This is a genomic window from Streptomyces sp. GbtcB6 (genome assembly GCF_019091475.1).
Classification (GTDB): domain Bacteria; phylum Actinomycetota; class Actinomycetes; order Streptomycetales; family Streptomycetaceae; genus Streptomyces; species Streptomyces hyaluromycini.
The window spans coordinates 1-1,712 of the sequence record NZ_JAGXJL010000149.1; the positions used below are offsets into that span (position 1 = coordinate 1).

Below are 1,712 nucleotides of genomic sequence, written 5' to 3' on the forward strand. Positions count from 1 at the left end.
AGGTCTCGCGGCCCGTGTCGGTCAGGCGGTACACGGTGCGTTCGGGATATCCCTCGTCGCGCTCCGTTTCGACGGCCTCGATCAGGCCGCCGGCCTCCAGCCGGGTGATCATCCGGTAAAGCGTGGTGCGATCGGTGACGTTGATGACCTGATCCTTGCCCCACTGCTTGATCAGACGCTGGACGCCGTAGGGGTGCAGGGGGCCGGACTCCAGCAGTGCGAGGACCGCCAGCGCGAGTGGGGAGCGGCGGAAGGACGAGTTCGGAGGCACAGTCCCATCCTACCTTCAGCACGTGGCATGTCCTCTAGTTGCATATCCACTAGAGGACATGCCACTATCAAGTTGTGGGCATTCCGAGGACCTCTCCCCTCGTCGTCACTCTGTTGCGCGTCGACGACCCCACCCGCAGCCCCGTCCGCCCGACCAGGTAGAACTCGCGACCGACCCCGGGCCGGCAGCGGACCTCTCGGCGGACAGCGAACCGACAACCCCCGAAGGAACCACCACCATGCACGTCATCATCATCGGCGCGGGCACCGGCGGCCTCGCGCTCGCCCAGGGCCTGAAGAAAGCCGGCATCAGCTCGGCGGTCTACGAGCGCGACCGCACCCGCAGCGACGGCCTCTACGGCTACCGAGTCGGTATCGACCCCGACGGCAGCCGGTCCCTGCGCGCCGTCCTGCCCAGCCACGTCTTCGACACCTTCGCGGCCACCTGCGCCCGCACCCCGCGCTACATGAACATGCTCACCGAGAAGTACAAGGCGGTGTTCAGCTCCGACGCCTTGATCGACGGCGCATCGGGCGCGGACCCCGCTGACACCGAACGCTCCGTGTCACGGATGACGCTGCGCCAGGTCCTGCTCACCGGGCTGGAGGACCAGGTCCACTTCGACAAGTCGTTCACCCGCTACGAGCAGCACGACGCCGGGACCGTCACCGCGCACTTCGCCGACGGCACCAGTGCGACCGGCGACCTGCTGGTGGCCGCGGACGGGTCCGGGTCCCGCGTCCGCCGCCAGTACCTGCCCCACGCGCAGCTCAAAGACACCGGCCTGGTCGGGGTCACCGGCAAGGTCCCACTCACCGACCAGACCGCCAAGCTGCTGACCGAAAAGGTCCGCAACGGCGTGTCGCTGGTGTTCGCCCCCCACGGCTACAGCTGCATCCTGCACGTCATGGAGTTCCCCTGGGACGCCGCCGGCGCGCCGCGGTCCGGCATCGGATCCACCGACACCGAACTGATACAGACCTGGCCCGGCCTGCAGTTCGACAACTCCCGCGACTACATCATGTGGGGCTTCGCCGGCGCTCGGCACAACCTGCCGGCCGACATCGACACCATGACCGGCCCGCAACTGCACGCCCTGGTCGCCGAGCTCACCGGCTCCTGGCACCCGCACCTGCGCGAGCTTTTCGCGCTCGCGGACCCCAACACGTGCTTCCCCTTGACCATCCGCACTTCCGAACCCGTCGAGCAGTGGCCCACCAGCAACGTCACACTGCTCGGCGACGCGATCCACACCATGACCCCCGGTCGCGGCGTAGGGGCCAACACGGCGCTGCGCGACGCCGCCCTGCTCACGCGCAGACTCACCGCCGTCCGTGACGGCTCTTCACCGCTGCTCGCGGCCGTCCGCGACTACGAGACCAAGATGATCGCCTACAGTCGCGAAGCCGTCGAGAAGTCCCTGGACCAGATGAGCGGCGAC

At 68.2% G+C, this 1,712-nt stretch carries 2 protein-coding genes; one reads left to right on the forward strand and one right to left on the reverse strand.

The features are described from left to right. Positions 1-271, reverse strand: a 271-nt coding sequence (locus KVT45_RS54890) for a PadR family transcriptional regulator (RefSeq protein WP_217562605.1), incomplete at its 3' end; no start/stop codon positions are given. 238 nt (positions 272-509) lie between these two features. Between KVT45_RS54890 and KVT45_RS54895 the strand changes: the two genes are divergently transcribed. Continuing rightward, positions 510-1,712, forward strand: a 1,203-nt coding sequence (locus KVT45_RS54895; RefSeq protein ID WP_217562607.1) for an NAD(P)/FAD-dependent oxidoreductase, incomplete at its 3' end; no start/stop codon positions are given.